Annotated in this window: 6 protein-coding genes; 2 read left to right on the forward strand and 4 right to left on the reverse strand. The window is 69.5% G+C overall.

Features of this window, described 5'->3' with window-relative positions; translation table 11 throughout:
• Positions 1 to 190 precede the first annotated feature (190 nt).
• Positions 191 to 1,558 (reverse strand): lysine N(6)-hydroxylase/L-ornithine N(5)-oxygenase family protein, encoded by a 1,368-nt coding sequence (locus NBG84_RS20015; protein ID WP_250920894.1) that lies wholly within the window; start codon positions 1,556 to 1,558, stop codon positions 191 to 193.
• 49 nt (positions 1,559 to 1,607) lie between these two features.
• Between NBG84_RS20015 and NBG84_RS20020 the strand changes: the two genes are divergently transcribed.
• Positions 1,608 to 2,555 (forward strand): methionyl-tRNA formyltransferase, encoded by a 948-nt coding sequence (locus NBG84_RS20020; RefSeq protein WP_250920895.1) that lies wholly within the window; start codon positions 1,608 to 1,610, stop codon positions 2,553 to 2,555.
• A gap of 50 nt (positions 2,556 to 2,605) precedes the next feature.
• On the opposite strand, the gene NBG84_RS20025 is transcribed toward NBG84_RS20020, so the two are convergent.
• From NBG84_RS20025 to NBG84_RS20035, 3 genes are read right to left on the reverse strand one after another with little or no spacing between them, the layout of a single operon-like run.
• The gene (locus NBG84_RS20025) at positions 2,606 to 3,457 is read right to left on the reverse strand and encodes an ABC transporter ATP-binding protein (RefSeq protein ID WP_250920896.1); all 852 of its coding nucleotides are present in this window, start codon (positions 3,455 to 3,457) and stop codon (positions 2,606 to 2,608) included.
• A 4-nt stretch (positions 3,458 to 3,461) separates the two neighbouring features.
• Positions 3,462 to 4,529, reverse strand: coding sequence for a FecCD family ABC transporter permease (locus tag NBG84_RS20030; RefSeq protein WP_250920897.1), 1,068 nt, complete (start codon positions 4,527 to 4,529; stop codon positions 3,462 to 3,464).
• Between the two features lie 2 nt (positions 4,530 to 4,531).
• A complete protein-coding gene (locus NBG84_RS20035; protein ID WP_425608665.1) occupies positions 4,532 to 5,557 on the reverse strand; it encodes a FecCD family ABC transporter permease in 1,026 nt (341 codons plus the stop codon).
• A 186-nt stretch (positions 5,558 to 5,743) separates the two neighbouring features.
• Here NBG84_RS20035 and NBG84_RS20040 point away from each other — a divergent pair, with 186 nt between their 5' ends.
• Positions 5,744 to 24,796 carry a non-ribosomal peptide synthetase gene (locus tag NBG84_RS20040; protein WP_250920899.1) on the forward strand — a complete coding sequence of 6,351 codons (19,053 nt, stop codon included), beginning with the start codon at positions 5,744 to 5,746 and terminating at the stop codon, positions 24,794 to 24,796.
• Positions 24,797 to 24,812 lie beyond the last annotated feature (16 nt).

Genomic DNA, 24,812 nt, shown 5'->3' on the forward strand with positions numbered 1-24,812 from the left:
CCGGGCCCGGGTCGAGTTCGGTCCGTGCCGGCCTTGAGGACGGTCCGGCGGCGGACCGGGGTGTGACGCATGGCACGGGTGATCAGGAGGTGTCGCTGTCCGTCGGGGGTTCCGTCGTCGGCCGAACGCGGGAAGTCCATCCGTGATCGGGCCTGGGAGAGGGCCGACGGAGATGCTCCTCCGATCGTGATCAGTGTGCGCTGTCCGCGGGTTGCCTCCTCGCCAGCCGCTGGGCGATGAGGGAGGCCCGGATCTCCCCGGCCCGGACCGCGGTGTTGGACAGCAGGGTGGAGGTGATGCCGTGCGTGTGCTCGGTGCCGCCCTGAAGGTAGATGTCGCAGACAACGTTGGCGCTGGTGGCCACCCGGTGGTCGCGGCCGACGACCAGTGCGTCCTCCTCGTCCCGGAGACAGAGCTTGCTGACCTCCCCCAGCCGTTCGCCGATGCCCTGCGGCTGGTAGCCGGTGGCATGGACCAGGAGATCGGCGTCGAGCACCTCGCGCTCACCGGTGGGGAGGAACTCCACGGTGATCCCCAGGCGGCCCTCGGCGGTGTCGACCTCGCGGATGCGCGAGATGTTGAGCATCCTCAACCGCTGTCTGCCCTGGACCTTCTCCTGGTACATGGTCTTGGAGAGCGCCTCGATCAACTCCATGTCCACCACCGAGTAGTTGGTGCCCCGGTGATAGTCGAAGAGCGACTGCTTCACCTCGCGTGGCGCGGCGTAGTAGAGGTCGACGGCCTCCGGATCGAAGATGCGGTTGGCGAAGGGGCTGTCATCGGCCGGCGTGTAGCCGTACTTGGCGAAGACGGAACAGATCTCCGCGTCCGGGAAGCTGCGGTGCAGGTACTCGACGGCCTCGGCCGCGCTCTGGCCGGCTCCCAGGACGACCGCCCGGCGCACGGGCTTTCCGCTGCTCACCAGATCGGCGACCCGGGGCAGGAGTTCGCTGGTGTGCCAGACGTGCTCCGACAGAACGGTGCCCGGCGGCAGATGGGGCTCCATACCGGTGGCGATACAGAGGTTCCGTGCTCGACGGACCGTCAACTGACCGGGTGTGCGGGGATCCCGACTGGTGACGTCGAACCAGCGAACCTCCCCGCCCTCGGTGACCGGTTGCACCGAGACGACCTCACAGGAGTACTCCACGAGATCGGCCACCCGCGCCGCGGACCACTCAAGGTAGTCGTGGAACTCGATGCGCAGCGGGAAGAGCGTCTTCTGGTTGAGGAAGTCGACCAGTCTCCCCCGCTCCCGCAGATAGCAGAGAAAGCTGAAGTCACTGGTCGGGTCGCGCATGGTGACCAGGTCCTTGAGGAATGAGACCTGCATGGTGGCATCGTCGATGAGCATCCCCCGGTGCCAGCCGAACCGCGGCTGCCGCTCCAAGAAGCCCGCCACGATTCTCTCTTCAGTGGTGACTTGGGTGTTGTACTCCTGAACTGCTATCGCCAGCGCGAGATTTGACGGTCCAAAGCCAATACCCAGAACGTCGTAGATGGTGCCCGAACCACTGTGCAGTGTGTCCACCGCGTCATCGCCTCCCTCAGCAGGCATATGTTAGATAAGGTAAGGCTAACCTTGCAATGTTCTGAGGAGGATTCATATGCGGGTCGCCATGTTCGGCTATCAGACCTGGGGTCATCGCACGCTCCAGGCCCTGCTGGACTCGGAGCACGAGGTGGTACTCGTCGTCACCCATCCAAGGAGCGACCATGCGTACGAGAAGATCTGGGACGACTCGGTCGCCGAACTAGCCGAGCGGCACGGGCTGCCCGTGCTCCTGCGGAGCCGTCCGGGCGACGAGGAGCTACTCGCCGCCCTGAAGTCCGCGGAGCCGGACATCATCGTCGCCAACAACTGGCGCACCTGGCTGCCGCCGGAGATCTTCGAGCTGCCGCCCCATGGCACGCTCAATGTGCATGACTCGCTGCTGCCCAGCTATGCCGGGTTCTCCCCGCTGATCTGGGCGCTCATCAACGGCGAGCCCGAGGTGGGCGTCACCGCCCATCGGATGGACGCCGAACTCGACATGGGCGACATCGTGCTCCAACGCTCGGTACCGGTGGGCCCCAGCGACACGGCCACCGATCTCTTCCATCGCACGGTGGATCTGATCGGACCCATCGTGCGGGACGCGTTGACGCTGATCGACTCGGGGAAGGCGGTCTGGACCCAGCAGGACCGCTCACAGGCCAGCTTCTTCCACAAGAGGTCGATCGAGGACAGCAGGATCGACTGGAGTTGGCCCGCCCAGGACCTGGAGCGCTTTGTCCGTGCGCAGTCCGATCCCTACCCCAATGCCTTCACCCACCATCGCGGAGCACGCATCCGCATCATCTCCGCGGCGGTCTCCGAGGGGCGGTACGGAGGTACCCCCGGGCGCATCTTCATCCGGGAGGGTGATGGAGTCGTGATCGTCGCAGGTCGCGACGCACGATCCGGCCGCCACCGCGGTCTGCTGGTGCGCCGGATACGGACCGAGGACGGTTCCGAGCACGCCGCGAGCGACTACTTCCGCACCATGGGCGGATATCTGACCGCGCGGCCCTAGCGGATCGCCGGCCGGGCTCCCGCCCGGCCGGCCCAGTCGCGGGATCGGCTTCAGCTCGCGGTTCCGGTGACGGCCACGGCGTCCTCGTTGTCATGGTGGCGCCCCACCGGGATGACCATCGGAGTCCCGCTGACGGGGTCGGTGGCGATCCGGCAGCGCAGTCCGAAGACTTCCTCCACCATGTCCGCGCTGATCACGTCGGTGGGCAGCCCCTCGGCGACGATCCGGCCCGACTTCATGGCGATGACATGGTCGGCGTAGCGGCATGCCTGGTTGAGATCGTGCAGCACCATGACGACGGTGCGGTTCTCATGGCGGTTGAGATCGGTGATCAGGTCCAGCACATCGATCTGGTGGGCCAGATCGAGGTAGGTCGTAGGTTCGTCGAGGAGGAGCACCGGCGTGCCCTGGGCCACGGCCATCGCGATCCAGGCGCGCTGCCGCTGCCCCCCGGAGAGTTCGTCCACGGGACGGTCCGCGAGGTCGGTCATCGCGGTGGCTCGCAGGGCGTCCCGTACCGCGTCCTCATCGGACCGGGACCACTGGCGCCACCACGTCTGGTGGGGAGATCGGCCGCGGCCGACGAGGTCGACCACGGTCAGTCCTTCCGGGGCGACCGGTGACTGCGGCAGGATGCCGAGTCGCTGGGCCAGTTCCCGCGTCGGAATCGAGTGCACCGGTCGGCCATCGAGCTTGACGGAACCGGCCTGCGGAGACAGCAGCCGAGCGAGCGCCCGCAACAGGGTCGACTTGCCGCAGGCGTTCGCTCCGACGATGGCCGTAATCCGACCGGTGGGGATGGCTACGTCGAGGTCCTCCACGACGACTCGCTGGTCGTACGCCAGCCGTAGCCCCTCCGCTCGCAGATCGGGACCGGCTTTGGTCAGATGTTCCCTTGACATGGTGTCAGCCTCCTGAGCCGGCGCGGTTTGCGCGGATGAGCAGCCACAGCAGTACGGGGGCGCCGAGCACGCCGGTGACGATGCCGACGGGAAGCTCCGTGCCGGAGATCAGCTCGCGCGCGATCAGATCGGATGAGAGGACGACCAGCGCTCCGGTGAGCCCCGCCGCGATCGGTGGCGGCCAGGCGGTGCCCGCCAGGCGCTGGGCGATCTGCGGTGCGGCGAGCGCGACAAAGGCGACCGGGCCCGCCGCGGCGGTGCCGAACGCGACCAGTCCGACGCCGGTGAACAAGATGGCCAGCCGGACCGGCTGCACCCGGGTGCCGAGGGCTCGGGCGACATCGTCGCCGAGTTGGAGCGTACGCATCAGCCGTCCCAGCAGCAGTGCTCCGGGCAGCAGTACCGCCAGCACCACGGCGAGCGGGCCGACATGGTCCCAGGTGCGCCCGTTGAGGTTTCCCACGAGCCAACCGAGGGCGGCCTGAGCCTCGAACTGCTTGCCGCGTGCCATCAGGTAGTCGGTGACGCTGGTGCAGATCCACGCGATGCCGATGCCCACCAGGACGATGCGATAGCCGGTGGTGCCCCGCTTCCAGGCGAGCGCGTAGACGAGGAGCGCGGCCCCCAACGCCCCGAGCAGACCGAGGACCTGGGTCGACAGTCCGCCGTCCCAGCCCAGGACGATGCCCGCGACGACCGCGGCGCCCGCGCCCTGGGTGATTCCGATCATGTCGGGGCTCGCCAGCGGATTGAGCGTCATGGTCTGGAACAGTGCGCCGGAGACTCCGAAGGCGATGCCCACCAGCAGTCCGGTCACCGCTCGGGGCAGCCGCAGCTCCCGCACGATGAGTTGGGTCCCGGCGTCTCCCGTACCGATCAGCGCTTGGACGACCTCGACGAGCGAGTAGGGAATGTCTCCGACGGAGATCCCCCAGCAGAACACCAGAAAGACGGCGAGCGCGAGAACGACACAGACGACGGCGAGCCGGGGACGCAGCACACCGGAGATCGGCGGTGTGGAGAGCCGGTAGGGAATCCGGTCAACAGAGCGGGCGGGTAGCAGATCGGTCATGCTCACAGCTCCGCGAGTCGTCGGCGGCGAACCATAGCGATGAAGAAGGGGCCGCCGATGAAGGCGACGAGCACACCGGCCTGGATCTCGACCGGGCGGGCCAGCAGCCGTCCGACGATGTCTGCCGCGAGGAGGAGGCACGGGGCGAGAACGGCGGAGAGGGGCAGCAGCCAGCGGTAGTCGGGGCCCACGCCCATTGACTGGGTCAGTGAGCGGGCCACGTGTGGGACCACCAGGCCGATGAAGACCACGGGCCCGATCACGGCCACCGCCGCGCCGGTGAGCAGGGTGACGGCCGTGACGCCCAGCACACGGATCAGACCGAGCCGCTGGCCGAGCGAGGTGGCCACATCGTCGCCGAGGGCGAGGCTGTTGAGCGAGGGTGCCAACGCGAAGGCGATGACGGCTCCGGCCAGGATGAACGGCAGTATCCGGAGGAGGACTTCCCCGTTCTGGTGGGCGAGGGAGCCCGCGGACCAGAACCGGTAGCGATTGAGTGCGTCCGGGTTGGTCAGCGCGATCGCGCTGGTGAGGGAGAAGAGCAGGGAGGTGATGGCGACTCCGGCGAGGGCGAGCTTGACCGGTGTTGAACCGGATCGTCCCAGTCCGCCCATCACATAGACCAGAACGCTGGCCCCGAGCGCACCCGCGAAGGCGAACCAGATGTAGCCGTAGACGGAGTTCAGGCCGAGGACGCCCACGGCCAGCACGATGGCGAACGCGGCGCCCGCGCTGACGCCGAGCACCCCGGGGTCCGCCAGGGGGTTTCGGGTCAGGGCCTGCATCAGCGCGCCGGAGAGGCCAAGGGCCGCTCCGGCGGCGATGCCCAGTGCGGTGCGAGGTACCCGCACGGACCAGATGGCATTGCGGATCTGGTTACTGGGCGCATGGCCCCGCAGGGTGTCCCACACCTGGTCGGGCGCCACGGTCAGGGCTCCGAACAGCATGGACAGCACGACCAGAGCGGCGAGCGCGGCACCCGGCAGTGCCAGGAGGAGCACCGTGCGGGGGCGTTTCGCCTTGGTCACCAAGCTCCCCACATCAACTTCCTTAGGTTAGGCAGGCCTTAAATGTAAGCCCACTCGGCGCCTTGGCCCCACCAGGGAATGCGGCACTGTTGAATTAGGTAACCCTTACCTTAGTATGGCCAGGTCCGTCTCCGGCCTCAGGCCGGAATTGACCTGCTGGAAGGCGCGGCCAACTTGTCCGGTTCTGTGGCAGTCCCTGAAGAATTCGTCGCATACTGGCGGCAGTCACTCACACCGCAACCGCAGGAGACGGCCCTACCGGTCGACCGGCCCTATCCCTTGAGTCCGGCGCCGACAACGGCCGTACGCACTCGTCCCCTTGGGCGAGATCGCTCGGAGGTCGCGCCGGAGGTGCTGATCGCGGCGTACTGCGCGCTGCTGCACCGATACAGCGGAGCCCCCGACCTCACGGTCGGCCACGGTTCGCTTCCCCTGCGGATCCCTGTCGCCGGTGATGTGCCCTTCGCCGAGTTGGTACGGACCGTGGCGCGGGTCCGCGCAGATGGACAGGCCCAACGGCTGCGGTTGGCCCTCCTGGTTTCGGAGTTGAACCCGGAACCCACCCGCGGCGGCGGACTGTTCTTCAACACCGCGTTCGAGACCGAAACCGTTGACGCGTCGCGCTCGACGGGCACGGACCCCCGTCCTGCCGAGGGGTCCGACGGCGCGTCCCCGGACGGTGACCCGGCCCCATCGCTCGATCTGGTGCTGGAGATCCTGTCTGGTGAGGTGCGGGCGATCTACCGCCCCGATCTCTTCGAGGACGCGACCATCGACCGGCTCCTCGGCCACTACACAACCCTCCTGGGTGAGGGCGTTTCCCGGCCCGAAGCACCGGTGGGGGCACTCGCCCTGATGACGCCGGACGAACTGCGGCGGGTGGTCATCGAGTGGAACGCCACCGAACACACCGTTCCGCTCGCCACCTGGCCTCAGATGTTCGCCGAGCAGGTTCGCCGGCGCCCCGATGAGACCGCCTTGGTCTTCGAGGACGAACGGCTCAGCTACGCGGAGTTGGACGAGCGGGCCAACCGGCTGGCGCATGCCCTGATCGCCCGGGGCGCCGGCCCCGAGAGCATCGTCGCGCTCGCGCTGCCACGCTCGACCGACCTCATCGTCGCCGAAGTCGCCGTACTGAAGTCCGGTGCCGCCTATCTGCCCATCGACCACGACTACCCCACCGACCGCATCGCCTACATGCTCGACGACGCGCAACCGACCTGTCTGGTGACCACCGCGGAGACCGCCGAGGACATCCCGGCCCGGGAGGGGATGGCCCGCCTGCTGCTGGACGCGCCCGGCATCGCGGATGAGCTGGTGAGGCGCCCGGCGCACGATCCCGACGAGGCCGACCGCGGACCGTTGAGCGTCCTGAACGCCGCCTACGTCATCTACACGTCGGGCTCGACGGGCCGCCCCAAGGGTGTGGTGCTCGCGCACAGCGGAGTGGCCAAACTGGTCGCCACCCAGAGCGAGCGCTTTGGCATCGGACCCCAGAGCCGGGTCCTGCAGTTCGCCTCGCCCAGCTTCGATGTGGCGTTCTGGGACCTCTGCCTGGGACTTCTGTCCGGCGGGCGGCTGGTCGTCGTTCCGTCCGAACGCCGGGTGCCCGGCGCGGCGCTCGCCGAGTACGCCCACAGCAACGGCATCACCTTTATGATCCTGCCGCCCGCGCTGCTGGCCGCGATGCCGGACGACGTGGAACTCCCGGCCGCCGCCACCCTGCTGGCGGGCACCGAGCGGGTCTCACCCGAACTGGTCGGACGCTATGCGGGCGGCCGGATGATGTTCAACGCCTACGGCCCGACCGAGGCCACCACCAACTCCACCCTCGGTCGCTGCGACCCCCACACCCCATCCGGCGCCATCGTCCCGATCGGCGGCCCCGACCCGGGCACCCGCGCCTATGTGCTCGACGGCCGGCTCCGTCCCGTTCCCGCCGGGGTGCCCGGTGAGCTTTACCTCGGCGGCGCGGGCCTCGCGCGCGGCTATCTGGGGCGGGCCGGGCTGACGGCCGAGCGTTTTGTCGCCGACCCCTACGGTGCGCCCGGTGAGCGGCTCTACCGCACGGGCGACCTGGTTCGCTGGAAGGCGGACGGACGGCTGGAGTTCCTCGGCCGCTCGGACGCGCAGGTGAAGATCCGCGGCTTCCGGGTGGAACCGGGCGAGATCGAGTCCGTGCTGCGCCGACACCCCTTCGTCGACCAGGTCACGGTGATCGCGCGGGAGGACCGACCGGGCGACCGGCGGCTGGCCGCCTATGTGGTTCCGGTGGTCGACGCGCACCAGGGCCACGGCGAGGAGGAGCAGGTCCAGGAGTGGAAGGCGCTCCATGAACTGCTCTACGGGGCCGCCGGCACAGAGGTCGCCCCCACCAGGATCAGCGGCTCCACCGATCTCCAGGAGAACTTCGCCGGCTGGAACAGCATGTACGACGGCCGTCCCCTTCCGCTCGCGGAGATGCGGGAGTGGCGAGACGCCACCGTCGCCCGCATCCGGGAGCTGGGAGCACCCCGCCGGGTGCTGGAGATCGGGGCCGGCAGCGGCCTGATCCTCTCCCGTATCGCACCCGACTGCACGAGCTACTGGGGTACGGACCTCTCCGAAGCCGCGGTTCAGGCGCTGAGGGACCGGCTGGACACGGCCCTACCCCAGGTCGCGGACCGGGTGGAGTTGCGCGCCCAGCCGGCTCATGACATCAGCGGGCTGCCGGTGGGCTTCTTCGACACGGTCGTGATCAACTCGGTCGCCCAGTACTTCCCGAGTGCCGCCTATCTCACCGATGTGCTGCGTCAGGTGCGCGGGCTACTGGCGCCCGGTGGCCGGATCTTCGTCGGCGATGTGCGCAATCTGCGGCTGCTGAGGACGCTGCGAGCCGCGGTGGAGACCCGCAGGGCGGCCGACGGCACCGACAAGGACGGACTGCGTACCGCGGTCGATCAGTCCGTCGCCTGGGAGGGCGAGCTACTGCTCGACCCCGACTTCTTCGCGGCCCTGCCCGGGTTCGACGCACAGATCCAGATCAAACGCGCCCACCACCACAACGAACTCAGCAGATACCGGTACGACGTGGTGTTGCGCCCCACCGCATCGGCAGCGCGGTCATCGGTGGTGACTCCCCCGGAGCACACCGTGCGCTGGGGCGAACTCAATGGACTCACCGCACTGGCCGAACTGCTCGCCGAGCGTCCGCCGCGGGTGCGGATCACCACCGTGCCCAATGCCCGGCTCGTCGACGACCTCGCCGATATCCGTCTGCTGGAGGACCGCAGCGGGCCCGAGCCCGATACCCACCGGGTCGATCCGGAAGCGTTCACCGCGCTGGGGGCGGAGCACGGCTACCGGGTGGCGATGACCTGGAACGGCACCTCCGACGACGGCGCCGTTGATGTGGTCCTCACCACGGGCGAATCCGCCAGTGGCTCAACGAGCGAATCCGCGAGCGGCTCCACGAGCGAAGAGATCTCCTCCGGGCTCTACCAGCCGGGCAGCGGCTTTCCGCTGGCCAATCGGCCGGCCCCGTTCCGTGACATCACCACCCTGCTGAAGGCACTGCGGGCGCATGCCACCGAGTGGTTGCCGGAGTACATGGTGCCGTCCGGTTTTGTGGCGCTGGGACAGCTACCGGTGACACCCAGCGGAAAACTCGACGCCAACGCCCTGCCCGCCCCGGACTACGCGGCGCTCAGCTCGGGCCGCCCCCCGCACGGCGAGCGGGAGACCCTGCTCGCCGCGCTGTTCGCGGAAGTCCTGCGACTGCGCTCGGTCTCGGCCGACGACGACTTCCTGGCCTTGGGCGGCGACAGCATCACCGCCATCCAACTCCTCGTCCGGGCACGTAAGGCCGGGCTGCGACTCACCACTCGCGATGTGTTCCGACACCGAACGGTCGCGTCCCTCGCCCTGGCGGCGAGCGCCGACGGTACGGGCAGTGCTGCCCGAACGGAGCAGCCGGACACCGCACCGCTGCTCGAACTCGCTCCGGGCGAACTGGTGGAGATCCAGGGCGAGCGCCCGTTGGCGGTCGAGGACGTACTGCCGCTCACACCGCTCCAGGAGGGCTTCTTCTTCCACACCCTGCTCAGCCGCGGTCAGGACGCGGACGCCTATGTCGTCCAGCAGATCATCGAACTGACCGGCCCCGTGGACCCCCTGGCGCTGCGTCGCGCGGCGCAGGCCCTGCTCGATCGGCACGCTCCGCTGCGGTCGGCCTTCCGGCAACGCCCCGATGGTGCTCCGGTGCAGATCATCGCCCGCGAGGTAGAGCTGCCCTGGCGCGAGGTCGGGGATTCGGATACTGCCGAGTTGGCGTCGATCGCCGCCGCTGAGCGGGCGCGCCGCTTCGACCTGGCCCATCCGCCGCTGCTGCGCTGCGCGTTTGTCCGGCTCGCCGACGGTGAGAGCCGACTCGTGCTGACGTTCCACCACATCGTCGCGGACGGTTGGTCGCTTCCGGTGATCCACCGTGAGCTTCTCGCGCTCTACGGCCCAGGCCCCGCGGCCCTACCGCCCGTCACCCCCTACCGCGCCCATCTGCGGCGGCTCGCCGAACTCGATCACCAGGGGTCCAGGGAGGCCTGGCGCACCGCGCTCGCCGATCTGGCGGAGCCGACCAGACTGGTCACCACCCCTGCCGAGACGACCCCGCTACGACCGGAGCAGATCCGGTTGGAACTCTCCGAGCGGACCACCGCACGGCTCGTGGACCGGGCCCGTGACCATGGTGTCACCTTGGGCACTGTGGTCCAGACTGCCTGGGGACTGCTGCTCGGACGGCTGACCGGTCGCCAGGACGTGGTGTTCGGGACCACGGTGTCAGGGCGCAACAGCGCGGTGGACGGCGTTGAATCCATGGTGGGGCTGTTCATCAACACCGTACCGACCCGCTTCCGCTGGGGCCCTGGTGAGGCGCTCACCACTGTGCTCACCCGGCTCCAGGACGAGCAGGCCGCCCTCCTGGACCATCAGCAGCTCGGGCTGGCGGAGATCCAGCGGCTCACCGCACACGCCGGCAGCGGTGAGCTCTTCGACACCCTGTTGGTGTTCGAGAACTACCCTTCGGACGTCGATCTCCGGGACCCCTCGGGCACCGTGCGAATGACCGGCCATGAGTTCCATGACGCCGTTCACTATCCGCTCGCGCTGATCGTCAAGCCCGGCAAGCAGTTGGACCTCCGGCTCAAGTACCATGCCAACAGGCTCGATTCGCCGAGTGTGCGGGCCATCGCCGATCGGTTGTCCCGCGTCCTTCAGGCACTCGCCGACGCCCCGGAGCGACCGGCCGCAGCACTTGAGCTGCTCTCGTCCGCCGAGTTGGCCACGGCCCACAACGACGGTGAGCGACACGATGTTCCCCTCACCACCTTGGCAGCCGCTTTCGCGGCACAGGTCGCCCGCTCCCCGCAGGCGACGGCCGTGGTGTTCGACGGGGAGCCCCTGACCTATGCGGAACTGGACGCCCGGGCCGAGGTCCTGGCGGGTGTGCTGTGTGCCCAGGGCGCCGGGCCTGGACGCCTGGTGGCGGTCGCCGTGGAACGGTCGGCGGACCTCATGGTCGCCCTGGTGGGGGTGGTGAAGTCCGGTGCGGCCTATCTACCCGTCGAGCTGGACTACCCGGCCGACCGGGTGGTCCATATGCTCACCGACTCCGGGGCGATGACCGTCGTCACCACCAGCGCGTCAGCGGCCCGTCTGCCCCGTGGGAGCGGCCTGACTCCGCTGCTGATCGACACGCTCGACCAGGACTCCCCCGCCCTGCCCCTGGGCCCGCCCGCCCATCCGGACGATCCCGCCTACCTGATCTACACCTCCGGCTCGACGGGCCGCCCCAAGGGCGTGCTGGTCAGCCATGGCGCGGTCGTCAACCGGCTGGCGTGGATGCAGGACGAGTACCGCATCGGCCCCGGCGACCGCGTTCTGCAGAAGACCCCAGCGAGCTTCGATGTCTCCGTGTGGGAGTTCTTCTGGCCGCTGCTGGAAGGGGCGGCGGTGGTGTTGGCCAAGCCGGACGGCCATCGGGACCCGGCCTATCTGGCCTCCCTGGTCCGGGGGCAGCACATCACCGCGATGCACTTCGTGCCCTCGATGCTGGAGGCGTTCCTCCTCGTCGACGAGGTCACCGACGATCCGTCCTGGGCGGCGACACTGCGCCATGTCTTCAGCAGCGGCGAGGCGCTGCCCGGTACGGCGGCACACCGCTGGCACACCCTGACGGGCGTACCCCTGCACAATCTGTATGGACCGACCGAAGCCGCGGTCGATGTGACCCACCACCGCTTCGATCCACTGCTGGATGGCGACAGCGGCACGGTTCCCATCGGCAGGCCGGTGTGGAACACCGGCCTGCGGGTGTTGGACTCCTGTCTACGACCGGTGCCGGACGGAGTACCCGGGGAGCTCTATCTCACCGGTGTGCAGTTGGCGCTCGGCTACCATGACCGCCCCTCGCTCACCGCGGAGCGGTTCACCGCCGACCCCTACGGTCCGCCCGGAGCCCGGATGTATCGCACCGGCGACCTGGTGCGGCGGCGCCCCGATCTGGAGATCGAGTACCTCGGCCGCACCGACCGCCAAGTCAAGCTGCGCGGAAACCGGGTGGAACTGGGAGAGATCGAGTCCGCGCTCGTACGCCAGGAGGGGGTGGCCCAGGCCGCGGTCACCGTTCGTGAGGGGTCTCTGGTGGCCTATGTGGTGGCGCCGGAGAGCCTGGACACCGGTGCGCTCCGGGCCCTGCTCACCGAGGCGCTGCCCACGCCCATGGTGCCGGACTCCTATGTGCGGTTGGACGCGCTGCCGCTCACCCCGAGCGGAAAGCTGGACCGGGGCGCGCTCCCCGCACCCGAGGCGGTACGGGCCGCTGCTCGGGCGCCGCGCGATGCCCGCGAGCAGGTGCTGACGGAGATCTTCGCCGAGGTACTGAAGGTGGCCGGCGTCTCCATCGACGATGACTTCTTCCTGCTCGGCGGCGACAGCATCACGTCGATCAGCGTCTGCAGCCGTGCCCGTCGGGCGGGGCTCGCCATCGATCCGCGTACGGTGTTCGAGCACCGCACTCCGGCCGCGCTCGCGGCTGCCGCGTCGACGGTCACCGACCCCGCGACCCGGGCCGATTCCGTCTTCGTCCTCAGCGATGAGGAGCGGGCGGGGGTCGAGCGGCTGGCACCGGGCCGGATCGAGGACGTCTGGCCGCTGGCACCCCTCCAGGAAGGGCTGTTCTTCCACGCCGCCTACGACGACGGCGTGCTGGATGTGTACACCGTCCATGAGTCCTTTGACCTGGCCGAGCGGGTGGACGCGGACCGGCTGCGGACCGCCGTACGAGCGCTCCTCGCCCGCCACCCCGGGCTGCGGGCCGGCTTCACCAGCGAAGGGCTGCGTCAACCGGTCCAGTTCATCGTCCGTGACCCCGAGATCCCGCTGGAAGAGGTGGACCTGTCGGCCCTCCCCCGCTCGGAGCAGGAGGTCCGGCTGCACGAGTTGATGGCCGCGGAGCGGGTGCGCCGCTTTGATCTGAGCCGACCGCTGCTGTTTCGCATGCTGCTGGTCCGGCTGGGTGCGGAACGCGGCGACCGACTGGTGATCGGCCGCCATCTCATCCTCTGGGACGGCTGGTCGGCATGGCTCTTCCTCGACCAGCTCTTCGCCCTGTACGAGAGCGGGGGCGACGCCGCTGCGCTGGCTCGGCCCGGTTCCTACCGGGACTATCTGACCTGGCTGGACGGTCAGGACTCCGATGCGTCCACGGCTGCCTGGCGGGGCGCGCTGGCCGGTCTGGACGAGCCGACGCTGCTGGTGCCCGCGGCGGGTGACCGCTCTCTGGAACCCGTGGTGCCCGAGCAACTCGACGCCGTGCTCTCCCCAGCGGGGAGTGAGCGGTTGCGGGTGACCGCACGACAGCACGGGCTCACCGCGAACACACTGCTCACCGCGGCCTGGGGACTGACCCTGGCGAGCGCCACCGGCCGGGATGACGTGGTGTTCGGTACGACGGTCGCCGGCCGGCCCAGCGAGGTCCCGGACGTCGAGAACGTCATCGGGATGTTCCTCAACACCGTGCCGGCCCGGATCGCCTTCGATCCCCGCGAGCCGGTGTTGACCCTGCTGCGCCGGGTCCAGGCGGAGCGTCTGGTGTTGATGGCCCACGAGTATGTCGGGCTCGGTGTGCTGCAGGCGGAGAGTGGGCATCGGCGGCTGTTCGACACCTTGTTCGTACTCCGTAACGCCGATACGGAGGAGCGCCTCGCCGGGTTGGCACAGCAGCACGGCGCGCGGGCCGTGGCGAACGTGGACGCGACCCACTACCCGGTGAACCTGATCGTGACGCCGGGAGAACGGGTGCGGGTGACGCTCGCCCACCGTCCGGATGTGATCAGCGCGGAGTTCGCCGAGGGGTTGCTCAACCGCTTCACGCTGCTGCTTGAGCGGCTGACGGCCGCCCCTTCGGCACCCGTTGGCTCGCTCGACCCGCTGCTGCCGGGGGAACGCGTCCGGCTGGCGCTGGAGGACGCGGCGAGCCGGGTATCCGTGCCGAAGGAGACCGTCGCCGATATGCTGGCCGCCCAGGCGGCTCGTACCCCGGACGCCACGGCGCTGGTCTTCGGCGCGCGGACGTTGACGTACGCCGAGTTGGACGCCCGGTGCAATCGCATGGCCCGGCTGCTGCGCTCGCGTGGAGCGGCGCCTGAGACGGTCATCGCGTTGGGGCTGCCGCGCTCGCTCGACATGGTCGTGGCGCTGTTCGCGGTGCTGCGTACGGGGGCCGCCTATCTTCCCCTGGAGCTGGACCATCCGGCGGACCGGCTCTCGCTGATGCTCCAGGACGCCCGCCCGCTGCTGTTGCTGTCGACCGCGGCGGTCTCCCGCACGTTGGAGGCGGACCTACCGCGGTTGCTCCTGGACGATTCCGTGGTCGCGGCGGAGTTGGCGGAGTTCTCCGATCAGCCGGCTCCGGTGGAGTTCAGCCTCGACCACCCCGCGTACGTCATCTACACCTCGGGCTCGACGGGTCTTCCCAAGGGTGTGGTGACGCCGTACCGCGGTCTGACGAACATGCAGCTCAACCACCAGTCGGAGATCTTCGCGCCGGCGATTCGCTCGGCCGGTGGGCGTCGACTGCGGATCGCCCACACGGTGTCCTTCGCCTTCGACATGTCGTGGGAGGAGTTGCTGTGGCTGGTGGAGGGCCATGAGGTCCATATCTGCGATGAGGAGTTGCGTCGGGACGCGCTGGCGCTGGTCGCCTACTGCGAGACGCACCGGGTCGACGTCGTCAATGTGACCCCGACCTACGCCCATCTGCTGATCGAGGAGGGGCTGCTGGAGGGGCACCGTCCGCCGTTGGTCCTGCTCGGTGGGGAGGCGGTGACCGAGGCGGTCTGGAACCGGCTGCGCGATACCGAGGGAACGTACGGCTACAACCTGTACGGACCGACCGAGTACACCATCAACACCCTCGGCGGTGGTACGGAGGACAGCGCGACCCCGACCGTGGGCCGTCCGATCCGGGCCACCCGGGCACATGTCCTGGATGGATGGTTGCGACCGGTCCCGGAGGGTGTCGCCGGCGAGTTGTACATCGCGGGAGCCGGGCTGGCCCGTGGCTATCTCCGCCGGCCCGGGCTCACCGGCGAGCGGTTCGTGGCCGACCCGTTCGGGGAGCCCGGTGAGCGGATGTACCGCACCGGCGACCTGGTACGGCGCCGTCCGGACGGCAATCTCGACTTCCTGGGGCGCACCGACGACCAGGTGAAGATCCGTGGTCACAGGGTGGAGCTCGGGGAGATCGAGACGGCCCTCGCCGGGCATCCCTCGGTCGCCCAGGCCGCCGTCATCGCCCGCGACGACGATGCAGCGCCGGGCACCCAACGGCTGGTCGGCTATGTCGTGCCGGCGGAACCCGGCGACGCGGAACGGGAGGAAGCCGAGCAGGAGCAGATCGGTGAATGGCGGGAGATCTACTCCGCCGAGTACAGCGAGATCGGTACGGCCGTCTTCACCGAGGACTTCGCGGGTTGGGACAGCTCCTACGACGGGATGCCCATCCCGGTGGAGCACATGCGCGAGTGGCGGGCGGCGACGGTCGAGCGGATCCGTGAGTTGCGGCCCCAGCGCGTCCTTGAGGTCGGAGTGGGGTCCGGGCTGCTGCTCTCCCAGCTGGCCCCGGACTCCGAGGCCTACTGGGCAACCGATTTCGCCGCACCGGTGATTCGCAAGCTCGGTGAGGATCTGCGACGGGACCCGGAGCTGGCGGCGAAGATCGAGCTGCGCTGCCAGCCGGCCGATGTGACCGATGGCCTGCCGAAGAACTTCTTCGACACCATCGTCATCAACTCGGTGATCCAGTACTTCCCGAGCCTGGACCATCTCGGTGGAGTGATCGACGGGCTGATGGAGCTGCTCACCGACGAGGGTGCGCTCTTCGTCGGAGACATCCGCAATCTCCGCACGGCCCGTGCCTTCCAGAGCGGTATCCAGCTGACCCGGGCGGCTGCGTCCACGTCCGCGGGAGCAGTCGAGGTCACTGACGCGTCCGCGGTCCGTCGCGCGGTGGATCGGGGCATCGCCCTGGAGAAGGAACTGCTGGTCGACCCGGACTGGTTCACCACTCTGGGATACGGGGTCGATCTTCGGACCAAGGTCGCTCATCATCACAACGAGCTGTCCCGGCACCGCTATGACACGGTCCTCTACCGGTCGGGCGCGGCAGCCCGAGGCGTCGACGACGCCCCGGAGGTCCGCTGGACATCCGCCACCGCACTCCAGGCGCTGCTGACCGGGCAACGACCCCCGTCGGTGCGGATCACCAAGGTGCCCGACGCACGGCTGGCGGGGGAACTGAGCGCGGTCGCGGCCCTGGCCCAGGGACGGCTTCCGGACACCGAAGCGGGTGGTACGGACCCCCAGGAACTGCGTGGACTCGGCGCCGCGCTGGGCTATCGGGTGCTCACCACCTGGTCCGCCACCACCGGATACTTCGATGCCGTCCTCCTCACCGAATCGGACGGACCGCGACTGTCGGCCGGCCTGTTCCGCCCCGCGCACACCGGGTCGGCGTGGGCCAACGCCCCGGCGCTCGCCCGCGGCGCCGGGTCGCTGGTACGACGGCTACGGGACGAACTGGGCCAGCGACTCCCCTCCTACATGGTCCCCGCCGCTTTCGTGGTGCTGCCGGGGTTGCCGATGAACGACAACGGCAAGCTCGATGTCCGGGCGCTACCCGAGCCCGAGCCGGCCATGGCACTCTCGGCAGGCCGTGGACCGCGCACCCCGCAGGAGGATGTGCTCTGCCGCCTCTTCGCTGAGGTGCTGGGGCTGCCGGGCATCAGCGCGGAGGACAACTTCTTCGATCTGGGCGGGCATTCGCTGCTGGCGACTCGCCTGATCAGCCGGGCCCGTACCGAACTGGGCACCGAGTTGGCCATTCGCGACCTGTTTGAGGCACCCACCCCTGAGCTACTGGCCCAACGCGCCGACTCCTCCCGTCCCGCGCGCCCCGCTCTGACGGCCGCGGTGTCAAGGCCGGATCGCATTCCGTTGTCAGCCGCCCAGCGCAGGCTCTGGCTGGTGGAGCAGATCACCGGCGGCGGAGTCGCGTACAACTTCCCGCTGGTGTTCCGGCTGCGGGGTGAGTTGGACCTGGACGCGTTGCGGGCGGCGCTGGGCGATGTGGTGGGCCGCCATGAGACCCTGCGGACCCGGTTCGTGGAACACCGGGGCGAGCCCTACCAGTGGATCGTCACCACGGCGGAAGCGGATCCGGAGTTCACGGTGAGCACCTGCACCGAGGACGAGCTCGCGTCGCGCGTCGAGGCGGCACAGCAGCGTCCCTTCGATCTCGCCGTGGAACTGCCGGTGCGCATCGAGGTGATGGCCTTGGCCCCGGCCGACCAGGTGGTGGCCCTGGTGCTGCATCACATCACCACCGACGAATGGTCGGACCGTCCGTTCCTGGCGGATCTCAACACGGCGTACGCGGCGCGTACGGCGGGTCGGGCTCCTCGGTGGGAGCCGCTACCGGTGCAGTACGCGGACTACACCCTCTGGCAGGAGGAGCTGCTCGCGAGCGTGGGCGAGGAGCAGTTGGCGCACTGGACGGGGGCGCTGCGGGAGCTGCCCGGGGAGCTGACGCTGCCGTTGGACCGTCCTCGGACGACGGAGGGAAGCGGCCGGAGCGAAACGGTTCGGGTAGAGGTTCCCCCGTCCGTCGGCGGGGCGTTGAGGGAGCTGGCCGCGGCGCACGGGGTCAGCATGTTCATGCTCTTCCAGGCCGCGACAGCCGCGCTCCTGCATCGGTTGGGCGCGGGTGACGATATTCCGCTGGGGGCGCCCATCGCGGGTCGCACGGACGCCGCCAAGGACGATCTGGTCGGATTCTTCGTCAACACACTGGTGTTGCGGACGGATCTGTCGGGGGACCCCACTTTCACCGAACTACTCGGTCGGGTGCGGGAGTTCGCCCTCGCCGCGTTCGAGCATCAGGACATGCCCTTCGACCGCGTGGTGGAGGCGGTCAATCCGGTACGGGTCGCCGGCCGAAACCCCCTGTTCCAGGTGATGCTGGGCTACCATCTGCGGCCCGACGGCGATCCCGAGGTGCTCGGTCTTCCGACCGAGTGGTGGGAGATGGAGACTGGTTGGGCGAAGTTCGATCTGGACTTCACCTTCGTTGACCACGGCGCGGACGGTTCGCTGGTGCTGCTCCTTGAGTACGCGGCCGACCTCTGCGATCGGGGGACCGCGCTGGGACTCAGTGAGCGCATGGTGTCGCTGCTTGGGCAGCTCGCCGTGGACCCCGACCAGCGGGTGGCACGGCTTGGTGTGCTCACCGATGGCGAGGTGGCGGCCGAGGCGGTCTGGAACGCCACGGACCGGCCGGTGGAGACCCGTTCGGTGCCACGGTTGTTCGCCGAGGTGGCGGGGGCCCATCCGGAGCGAACGGCCCTGGTCACCGGTGGGGTCCGGTTGACGTTCGGCGAGCTGTCGACCCGGGTCGACACCATCGCCCGGGCGTTGATGGCGTACGGTGTCCGGCCGGGTGACGTGGTCGCCCTGGCGCTTCCCCGGCGGGAGATGGTGCCCGCGATTCTGGGGGTACTGGCCACGGGGGCCGCCTATCTGCCGCTCGACGCCGAGTATCCGCCGCATCGGCTGGAGACCATGGTGCGGGACGCGTCGCCTCGATGCCTGCTGACGGTGGCCGAACTGACGGCGAAACTGCCGCGGACGGAGCATGAGGTCATTCTGCTGGACGATCTGGCGCCGGCTTCACCACCGATCGCGCTGCCCGTACCGGACGCCGACAGCGCCGCGTACCTCATCTTCACCTCCGGCTCCACGGGCCGGCCCAAGGGGGTGATCGGCACCCATCGGGGGTTGAGCAATCTCTTCGCCTCCCATCGGACGGATCTGATGGCTCCCGCGGAGCGGGCCGCGGACGGGGAGGCGCTGCGCGCGGTCCACGCGGCCTCCTTCAGCTTCGACGGTTCCTGGGAGCCGTTGTTGTGGCTGCTGGCCGGACATGAACTGCATGTACTCGACGAGCTCACCATGACCGATCCGGCGGCGCTGCTGGCCTATCTGCGCGATGAGCGGATCGGATTCCTCGATGTCACTCCCACCTATCTGGGCGAACTGACCCACCACGGGTTCCTGGCCCCCGGCGGGTACACACCACGGGTGATCGCGGTGGGCGGCGAGGCGACTCCCGCGGCACTGTGGGAGCGGCTCTGCGCGCTGCCCGGTGTGCAGGCGCACGATCTCTACGGTCCGACGGAGTGTGCCGTCGACGCGTACGGCTGGCACGGGGGTGCGGGCGAGCGTTGGGCGGCGCCCATCGCCAACACCCGGGCGTATGTTCTCGACGCTGAACTGCGGCAGCTCCCGGTGGGAGTGGCGGGAGAGCTCTATCTCCGGGGGGAGGGGCTGGCGCGTGGCTATCTGAACCGGCCGGGGCTCACCGCCGAGCGTTTCACCGCCGACCCGTTCGGCACTTCGGGTCAGCGGATGTACCGCACCGGGGATCTGGCTCGGCGCCGGCGCGATGGGAGCCTGGAGTTCCTCGGCCGGGCCGATGGACAGGTGAAGCTCCGCGGGTTCCGGATCGAGTTGGGTGAGATCGAGTCCGTCCTCACCGCGCACCCCGCGGTGTCCTCGGCCGCGGTGGTCGTACGGGAGGACTCCCCAGGGGCGCCCAGGCTGGTGGCGTACACCGTCGCCGTACCAGGGCGTGCTCCCGCCGCGGCTGAGCTGCGGGCCCAGGTGGCGGGGGCGCTGCCGGCGCATATGGTTCCGAGCGCGTTCGTGGCTGTGCCGTCGCTGCCGCGGACCATCAGCGGCAAGCTCGATCAGGCGGCGCTGCCGGCGCCGGACCTGTCCACGGCCGTATCGTCGCGATCGTCGCGCCGGGCGCGTTCACCGCGCGAGGAAGTGCTGTGCGAGGAGTTCGCCGCGGTCCTCGGAGTGCCTCGGGTCGGTGTCGACGATGACTTCTTCGCACTCGGAGGGCATTCGCTGCTGGCGATGCGGTTGGTCAGCAGGGTGCGTTCGGCTCTCGGTGTGGAGGTGTCGCTGCGGGAGGTGTTCGACTCACCCACGGTTGCCCAGCTGGCGCAGCGGCTCGGCGGCGCCGTCGCGGGGGCGAGGCCCGTCCTGACGTCCCGGTCGAGGCCACAACGGCTGCCGCTGTCCTCCGCACAGCGCAGGCTGTGGGTGCTCTACCAGGTGGAGGGCCCCAGCGACACCTACAACATCCCCTCGGCCTGGCGGCTGTCCGGTGCGCTGGACCTCGATGCGTTGCGGGCTGCCGTAGCGGACCTCGTCGAGCGTCATGAGACGCTGCGGACGGTCTTCCCGGAGGAGAACGGCACCGCGTACCAACTCGTCCTCGATCCGGAGCGGGCACGGATTCCGGTGGAGGTGGTGCGGGCCAGGGAGGAGGCGCTGCCCGGACTGCTGGCCGATGCGGCCGCGTACGGTTTCGCCCTGGACCGGGAACCACCGCTGCGGATCGAGGTGTTCCAACTCGCCGACGGTGAGCATGTGGTGTTGCTGCTGCTGCATCACATCGCGGGTGATGAGTGGTCGGATCTGCCGCTCCAGCGCGATCTTTCGATCGCCTACGCGGCTCGGTCGGCCGGGCACGCCCCCCGGTGGGCACCGCTGCCGGTGAGCTACGCCGACTACACCCTGTGGCACCGGGAGGTGCTGGGCGATGAGGCGGATCCCACCAGCCTGATCGCACGCCAGGTGGGCTACTGGCAAGACGCCCTGGCCGGTCTCCCCGAGGAGTTGGTCCTGCCCACCGACCGGCCGCGTCCGCTGGAGTCGAGCTATCGCGGTGGCACCGCGGAGTTGGCTCTCGACGCGGAGTTGACACATGGGCTGCGGGCACTGGCCCGGGACTGCGGGGTCAGTATGTTCATGGTGGTCCAAGCCGCCGTGGCAACCCTCCTCAACCGGCTCGGTGCGGGCGATGACATCCCCCTCGGCTCGCCGATCTCCGGCCGCAGCGACGAGGCGCTGGAAGATCTGGTCGGCTTCTTCCTCAATACGCTGGTGCTGCGGACCGACACCTCGGGCGATCCCACCTTCGCGGAGTTGCTGGCCCGGGTGAGGGAAGCGGATCTCGCGGCCTTCGACCATCAGGACGTGCCGTTCGAGCGGCTGGTGGAGGTGCTCAATCCGGCGCGCTCGCTGGCCCGTCATCCTCTCTTCCAGGTGATGGTCGTCTATCTGGCCGCGGACGGCGACGACGTCGGGCTGCCAGGTCTGCGTTCCGAGCGGGTGGAGGTGGGTCTGGAGTCGGCGAAGTTCGATCTCTCCTTCGACTTCATGGAGCGATCGGACGGCCAGGGCGTCGACGGGGTGCTGGAGTACAGCGCCGAACTGTTCGACCAGGCGACGGCCGAGTCATTCGCCAAGCGGCTGCTGCGCATTCTGCGGGCGGTTGCCGCCGATCGCGAGGTACGGGTCGGCGGGATCAACATCCTGGGTGATGACGAACTTCGGTCGCTGCTCCCCGGGTGGCACGCCCGACCGGCGATCGCCGGGCCGACGACGGTGCCCGCCCTCTTCGAGCGGCAGGTGCGGCTCTCCCCCCATGCGCCAGCGGTGGCGTCGGACGGTGTGGAGCTGACCTTCGCCGAGCTCAACGCGGGGGCCAATCGGTTGGCCCGGCTGCTGGTGGAGTCGGGTGCCGGGCCGGAGCGCCTGGTCGCGGTGTCACTGCCCCGTACCGCACGGTGGCTCCAGGCGATCTTGGCCGTACAGAAGGCGGGCGCGGCCTATCTGCCCCTCGATCCGGACACCCCGACGGCTCGCGTCGAGGACATGCTGACCGATGCCCGGCCGGTGGCGGTGCTCACCACGCGTGAGCTCGCTCGGGAACTGCCGCGCGAGGTGCCCGCGGTCCTGGTGGACGACCCGCGGCTGACCGGGTTGGCCGCCGGCGATCTCACCGATGCCGAGCGTCGGGCACCGCTGCGGCCCGCCCACCCCGCGTATGTCATCTACACCTCCGGATCGACGGGCCGCCCCAAGGGCGTGGCGGTCAGCCATGAGAGCGTGGGGCATCTGTTCCACAGCCATCGCGAGACCCTGTACACACCCGCTGTCGCAGCCACCGGACGACCGCGGCTGAGGGCCGGGCACGCCTGGTCGTTCGCTTTCGACGCATCCTGGCAACCACAGCTGTGGCTGTTGGACGGGCACTGTGTGCATGTGGTGTCCGACGAAACCCGACGGGACCCCGGTCTGCTGGCGGCTGCCGTCGTCGAGCACGGCTTTGACTTCCTTGAGGTGACACCGTCGTTCTTCGCGCAGATGGCGGAGAGCGGGTTGGTCAAGGACGACCAATGCCCGTTGGCCGTGGTGGGCGTGGGCGGCGAGGCCGTGCCGCTGGCCCTGTGGGAGCGGTTGCGCTCGCTGCGGGGGACGGAGGCGTTCAATCTGTACGGACCCACCGAATCCACCGTCGATGCCCTTGCGGCCCGGGTACACGACAGCGATCGGCCTCTCGTGGGACGCCCGGTCGCGGGCACCCGGGCCTATGTGCTCGACGGACGGCTCCAGCCGGTGCCGCCCGGAGTGATCGGTGAGTTGTATCTCGCCGGCGGGGGGCTGGCCCGTGGCTATCTGGGCGCCCCGGCGCTGACGGCCGAACGTTTTGTCGCCGATCCGTTCGGCGCACCGGGCACCCGGTTGTATCGCACCGGGGATCTGGCTCGTTGGACCACCGATGGCCGGATCGACTGTCTGGGGCGGGCCGATGACCAGGTGAAGATCCGCGGCTTTAGAATCGAGCCGGCGGAGATCGAGAACACCCTGGTCAGCCATCCGTCCGTCGCCCAGGCCGTGGTGACGGTCCGCCGCGATGGAGCCCGGCAGCAGTTGGTGGCCTACGCGGTCGCGTCGGCGGGACAATCACCGGACGCGGTGCTGTTGCGGAGCCATCTCGCGGGACAGCTGCCCGACTACATGGTCCCGGCCGCGGTGGTGGTGATGGAGCGACTGCCGCATCTGGCGAACGGCAAGCTCGATCGTGCGGCACTTCCGGAACCCGACTTCTCCGCCCTCTCCTCCGGCCGGGAACCAACGACTCCGGTGGAGCACCTGCTGTGCACCGTCTTCGCCGAGGTGCTGGGCCTGGAGCAGGTCGGCGCCGACGACGACTTCTTCGTACTCGGCGGCGACAGCATCGTGGCCATGCAGTTGGTCTCCCGGGCCCGTGCGGCGGGGGTGCGGATCAGTCCGCGGCTGGTGTTCAGGCATCGGACGGTCGCGGGTCTTGCCGCCGTCGCCCAGATCACGGATCTGGTGGCGGTCTCGGACGACGGTACGGGTACGGTTCCGCTGACCCCGGTCATGCACTGGCTGCGGGAACTGGGCGGGCCCTTCGCCAGCTATCACCAAGCCGCTCTGGTACAGACCCCGGCGGCGCTCGATCACACCGCCTTGGCGGCCGTGCTCCAGGCACTGGCCGACCGCCACGACCTCCTGCGGGCCCGGCTGGTGCGCACGGGTGCGGAAGACTGGTCCCTGGAGGTGCCCGCCGCGGGTGCCCTGGACGCCGCTGGCTGGATCGAGCGGGTGGACGCGACCGGAATGACCGCGGACGCCCTGCGGACGGCTGTCGCGGAGCGGGCGCACACCGCGCGCGGCCAGCTTGATCCGGACGCCGGGGCGATGGTCAAGGCAGTGTGGTTCGATGCCGGCGAGGAGCCGGGACGACTGCTGTTGATGGCCCACCACCTGATCGTCGACGGTGTTTCCTGGCGGATTCTGCTGCCCGATCTGGCCGCCGCCTGGGCGGATGTGTCCGCCGGGCGCGCCGCTGGGCTGGCACCGGTCGAGACCTCGTTCGCACGCTGGTCACGGCTGCTCACCGAGTTGGCGCAGGACCCCGCGCACGAGGCGGAGTTGGCGGTGTGGACCGATGTCCTGGGTGGGGGGACTGAGCCCTTCCCCCTGAGGCGCCAGCTCGATCCGGCGCGGGACACCACCGGCTCGATGAAGGAGTTGGCGCTGCGGCTCCCGACCGAACACACCGCTCCGCTGCTCTCGGTCGTGCCCGCGGCCTTCGGCGCGAGTGTCAATGACGTGCTGCTCGCGGGGCTGGCGCTGGCCGTGGCCGACTGGCGACGGCGGCACGGTGGCAGCGACACCTCGGTCCTGGTCGACCTCGAAGGCCATGGTCGGCAGGAGGAACTCGGCGGCGACAGCATGGATCTGTCCCGTACGGTCGGCTGGTTCACCAGTGTCTTCCCCGTGCGGCTCGACACCGGGCCGATCGAGCTCGCCGACGCCTTCGCGGGTGGCCCGGCCGCTGACGAGGTCGTGGCACGCGTCCGCGCCCATCTGTCGTCGTTGCCCGGCGGCGGGGTCGGCTATGGGCTGCTGAGGCACCTCAACCCCCGGACCCGGGCGGTCCTGGAACAGTTGGACGCCCCGGTGATCGAGTTCAACTACCTGGGCCGGTTCGGCATCCCCGAGGCCACGGACTGGTCCTATGCCCCGGAGGAGGATGTGGCCGACATCGGTGCGGACGCCTCCATGCGGGAGGGCCACGCGCTGGGCATCAATGTGGTCACCGAGGACCGGGCAGACGGCCCGGTACTGGCCGCGCACTGGTCGTGGTTGACGGGGGTGCTGACCCAGGAAATGGTGCAGGATCTAGCGGAGACCTGGTTCCGAGCGCTGGAGGGATTGCTGGGCCGTGCGGCGACGATGACCGGGGACCGGTGAGGTGACCGACCCGTAC

The sequence above is a fragment of the Streptomyces albipurpureus genome (assembly GCF_023701525.1).
Taxonomy (GTDB): domain Bacteria; phylum Actinomycetota; class Actinomycetes; order Streptomycetales; family Streptomycetaceae; genus Streptomyces; species Streptomyces albipurpureus.